Origin of the sequence: Sphingobium sp. (genome assembly GCF_035511395.1) — a bacterium.
Taxonomy (GTDB): Bacteria; Pseudomonadota; Alphaproteobacteria; order Sphingomonadales; family Sphingomonadaceae; genus Sphingobium.
The window spans coordinates 1-4254 of sequence record NZ_DATKFP010000186.1 but is presented as its reverse complement, the minus strand read 5'-3'; the positions used below and the strand labels follow the sequence as shown (position 1 = coordinate 4254).

Genomic DNA, 4254 nt, shown 5'->3' with positions numbered 1-4254 from the left:
GCCGTTGGCCGGCAAAGGGTGCAAACCAAATGCGCGCACGATCAACACACGGCTTGGCATAATTTCCCGTGGCAAGGGTTCAGGGCAGGCGCAGCGCGATCTGGTCGAGTATTTCTTCCGCCTCCGGCCGATCCAGCCAGTCCGGGCTGACCTGAAGCCATTCGACACGACGGCCGGCACCAACGAGCAGGACGGTCGGTTGCGGCAATTCCCAGCTATCGGTGCCAGTGACTTCGCCTATCCAGCCGGCCGGCGGCGGCGTCGGACGATCATCGGGAACGAAGCTGATGCCCAGCGTCCGGGCCAAGACATTGTCTGCATCCGTTGCGACGGCAAAGGGTAGCGCGTGGCGCAGCTTGATATCCCTCAGTCGGTCTGACGGCTGCGGACTGAGCGCCACCAGCCTTATGCCCCGCTGCTTGAGTGCAGGAACAAGATGTTCGGCATAGTAAGGCAGCGCGATATTGCAGGCCGGACAGCCGGCGAAGCGAAAGAAGAGGAAGAGAGCGGGACCATCGGCCGTGAGCGCATCGAGCGTCAGCGTTTCTCCCTCAACCTCGACGAAAGACAGGGGCGGCAGGATGGTGCCCGGTTGCGCAACGGCAGCAAGGTCGAAGCGATCGATCAGAATGGCGCGCTGGCGGGCATTCGCCTCCAACTGCGCGGTCGTCCAGCTGCGTTCGCGTTCCGCCTGCAATGCGGCATAGCGGGCCTTGAGTGTGTCGGTGAGAAGTGTCGCCATGATGATCTCCTTGCGGTCGTCATCATGATGGCTTTCACCGTCGCGCCCCGCCAATGAGAGTTGGCGGGGAAGCGTCGATGAATCGTCATAGTTTCATGCGGCATCCCGCTGTGTCCTGGGCAAGGCATGCTGGCTGACCGGAATGCCCAAGCCGAGGTTGCCGCGGAGCGTCTCCGCTTCATATTCGGTACGGAACAGGCCGCGTTGCTGAAGTATCGGCACGACTTCACCAACGAAGCGCCTGAACTGTGCCGGATGGCCGAGATGGACGTTGAGACCATCGAGCGCACGCCCCTCGAACCACCGCTCTATCTCGTTCGCGACCGTTTCCGCCGATCCAACGAAGGGACTGCTGCGTCCCGCACGCACGCGCTCCACTGCCTGACGCAGCGTCAGGCCCTGCTCGACGGCCTGATCGGTAATCCTCTTCGCCTGCGTGTAGAAGCTGCTCTTCGCATATTCCAATGCGTCGGCCGGGAACGGTGCGTCGGGATCATAGCGGCGGAAATCATGCCAGCCGAATGGGCGACCGAATTCTGCTAGCGCCTGATCGAAACTCTGGTCCAGTTCCCGATATTGCCGCTCGATCTCCCTGGCCTGTGCGTCGGTGTCTCCGACATAGACGAAGAAACCGGGCAGTATGACGATCTGATCGGGGTCACGACCCTGCCGGATGGCTCGGCCCTTGAGATCCGAATAAAAGGCCTGCCCCTGCTCGAAGCTCGCCGCATGGGTGAAGATGGCGTCGGCGATGGTGGCGCCCAGATCACGGCCCTGATCGCTGTCGCCGGCCTGGAAGATCACCGGCTCACCCTGCGGCGACCGCTGGATATTGAGCGGGCCGGTCACTTGAAAGAATTCGCCGCGATGATCGAGCCGGTGGAGCCGATCAGGATCCAGAAATTGCCCGGTCGCACGGTCGCGGACAAGCGCTTCCTCCTCCCAGCTCGACCATAGGCCCCGCGCGACATCGAGGAACTCGACCGCACGGCGGTAGCGCGTATCATAGTCGAAATGCTCGGGCAGGCTGAAATTGCCCGCCGTGCCGGCATCGCCGCTGGTGACGACATTCCATCCCGCGCGCCCCTTGCTGATCAGGTCCAGCGAGGCAAAGCGGCGGGCGAGGTTGAACGGATCATTATAGGATGTCGTCAGCGTACCGACGAGGCCGATATGCTTGGTCGCTACCGCCAGCGCGGACAACAGGGTGAGCGGCTCCAGCCGGTTGAGATAATGGGGCGGCGAATGGGCGGTGATGAACTGGCTATCGACGATGAAGACGAGGTCGAACTTCGCCGCCTCCGCCTGACCGACGACATCGACATACCAGTCGATGTTGACGCTGGCGTCTACGGGGATCTCCGTGTCCAGCCAGCGATTGCTGTCGCCGGGGCCACCCACACCGGTGGGGACAAGGCCAAGTTTCAGTTGGCGTTTGGTCATGATTATCCTCCAATCAGGCGTTAAAGCCGGGCGACTGGCGCTCAGCCTTGCGAAGCGCGGCTTCCCAGACGAGGTCGTAATGCGACTTGCCGCCTTCCACCGGCTTGCGTTCCCGACTGATCTGGCGGCGCACTTCTTCCTGTGCTTCTTCCGGTGCAATCAGCACCCTGTCACGACCGATGGACAGGGTGCGGACCTGCGCCTTGCAGGCTTCCTCAAGATGATAGATGCCGCTGAAGGCCTCACCGGGCGTCGCGCCGAGCGCCAGCGTGCCATGGTTGCGGAGCAGCATGACCTTGGTATCGCCAAGGTCCGCGACCAGCCGTTCGCGCTCGTCCAGATTGAGCGCGACGCCTTCGTAGTCATGGTAGGAAAGACGCGGGATCAGGGCGAGCGCGCGCTGATTGAGCGGCAGCAACCCTTCGGCATGAGCGGACACCGCCATCCCATCGGCGCTGTGGAAATGCGCGATATAGTGGGCGTCGTCACGCGCACCATGGATCGCGCTGTGGATCACATAGCCGGCATAGTTGATGCCATAGTCGCTGTCACCGATGACATTGCCGTCTAGGTCGACCTTCACCAGGCTGGACGCGGTGATCTCGTCGAACATCAGGCCGAACGGGTTGATGAGGAAATGATGGTCCGGCCCCGGCAGGCGGGCGGAGATATGGGTGTAGATGAAATCGTCCCAGCCATAGAGCGCCGAAAGGCGATAGAAGGCAGCGAGATCGACCCGAACTTTCCACTCCGCCTCGCTAATGCCAGATCGGCGGAAACGATCGCCCTTCAAGAGTGTGGCCATGACGAAACTCCTTTGCGGATGAGTGTAGGCGCGCGGTTTCCAGTCGCCCAATGAGGATGTCTGAAGAATCGGAGAGCGTTGCTCATGCCGGGAAGACGCGCGGGTCGACGATGCTCGCAACATCGACATGGACAGGCAGTTCGCCATCGGCATGGAAGCGGTCGACCACGCGCTGGAGCGGTTTGACGACGGCAGCATCTGGGGCGACAAGTACGGGATTCTGTCGGTCCACGATCAGCTTCGCCAGCTTTGGATCGACGCCTGTCGCCTTGGCGAAGACGGCAGCATAGGCGTCCGGATGTGCCTGTGCCCATTGGCTGGCCGTACGCAAGCGGGCCAGCGCGTCCCGGATCGCCGAGCGCTTGGCAGGATCATCCAGCGCCTTTTGCGACGCTGCGATCAGGGTGAGACCGGTATTGATCCCCTGCCCGTCGCGCAACAACCGAGCGCCCCGCGCCTCAGCCGCGATCTGATAAGTGCCGAAGGTCGCCCACGCGTCGACACGACCGGCGGCGAAGGCCGCGGCGGCATCATTGGGCAGCATGAAGCCTATGTCGACCTTTCGCCGGTCCAGCTTCGCTTCCTTGAGCGCTTCGAGCAGCAGATAATGGGAGATGCTGCCGCGTGCGCTCGACACGATGACACGATGCCCGGCCAGGTCGGCAACGCGCCGAATGGCGGAACCGGGCGGAACGATAATGCCGATGTCGCGGGTCGAGGAGACAGAACCCGCGATCACCTTGAGCGGTACCCCGGCCGCTGCGGCCAGAACCACGGGCAGGTCTCCTGCCGGCGCGGTATCGACCGCACCGGCATTCAGCGCCTCCAGCAACGGCGCGGCGCCGACGAAATTGGCCCATTCTATGTCATAAGGCAGCGCCGTCAGCGCACCCGCTGCCTCAGCCTTGGACTGGAGGAGATGGACTTGGTCGCCCAGCACCAGCTTCGTCCGGCCGCTTTTGCCGGCCCCGCCGCAGGCTGCGAGACCCAGCACAGCAGCGCCCGCCAGGAATGTCCGTCGATCAGAAAGCAAGTGCAATCCGTCCATAATAATAGCCGCCTGCGGGATTGAAGGGCGACGGGCCATAATAGCCCTGCCCGGTCTGAGGGTTGCCCGGCCCGTTGGTTTCGGGGCGGACGTCGAACAGGTTGGTGGCGCCGACCGAAAGTGTCGCGAACTGCGTCACCTTGGCGCTGATGCTGGCGTCGGTGATGATCTTCGCGCCGAAATAGCGATCATCGCCGGCGGCGGTGCGCTGCGTAT

General features: G+C 62.9%; 5 protein-coding genes. All 5 read right to left on the bottom strand.

What is annotated here, in order from left to right; translation table 11 throughout:
* Positions 1–79: 79 nt before the first annotated feature.
* Complete coding sequence (locus VMR39_RS12600; RefSeq protein ID WP_325416336.1) at positions 80–742, bottom strand: peroxiredoxin-like family protein; 663 nt, start codon at positions 740–742, stop codon at positions 80–82.
* 93 nt (positions 743–835) lie between these two features.
* Positions 836–2185 carry an LLM class flavin-dependent oxidoreductase gene (locus VMR39_RS12595; RefSeq protein ID WP_325416335.1) on the bottom strand — a complete coding sequence of 450 codons (1350 nt, stop codon included), beginning with the start codon at positions 2183–2185 and terminating at the stop codon, positions 836–838.
* Positions 2186–2198: 13 nt separating this feature from the next.
* Positions 2199–2990, bottom strand: a complete 792-nt coding sequence (locus VMR39_RS12590; protein ID WP_325416334.1) for a class II aldolase/adducin family protein — start codon at positions 2988–2990, stop codon at positions 2199–2201.
* Between the two features lie 82 nt (positions 2991–3072).
* Entirely contained in the window at positions 3073–4038 is a 966-nt protein-coding gene (locus VMR39_RS12585; protein WP_325416332.1) for an ABC transporter substrate-binding protein, read from the bottom strand.
* Positions 4013–4254: hypothetical protein (locus tag VMR39_RS12580; protein ID WP_325416331.1), on the bottom strand; the 242-nt coding region annotated here is incomplete at its 5' end. The genes VMR39_RS12580 and VMR39_RS12585, both read right to left, overlap by 26 nt.

What these genes read in the sequence shown, in the direction of transcription:
- VMR39_RS12600 (WP_325416336.1), bottom strand. Translation starts at nt 742, where the DNA reads ATGGCGACACTTCTCACCGACACACTCAAGGCCCGCTATGCCGCATTG.
- VMR39_RS12595 (WP_325416335.1), bottom strand. Translation starts at nt 2,185, where the DNA reads ATGACCAAACGCCAACTGAAACTTGGCCTTGTCCCCACCGGTGTGGGT.
- VMR39_RS12590 (WP_325416334.1), bottom strand. Translation starts at nt 2,990, where the DNA reads ATGGCCACACTCTTGAAGGGCGATCGTTTCCGCCGATCTGGCATTAGC.
- VMR39_RS12585 (WP_325416332.1), bottom strand. Translation starts at nt 4,038, where the DNA reads ATGGACGGATTGCACTTGCTTTCTGATCGACGGACATTCCTGGCGGGC.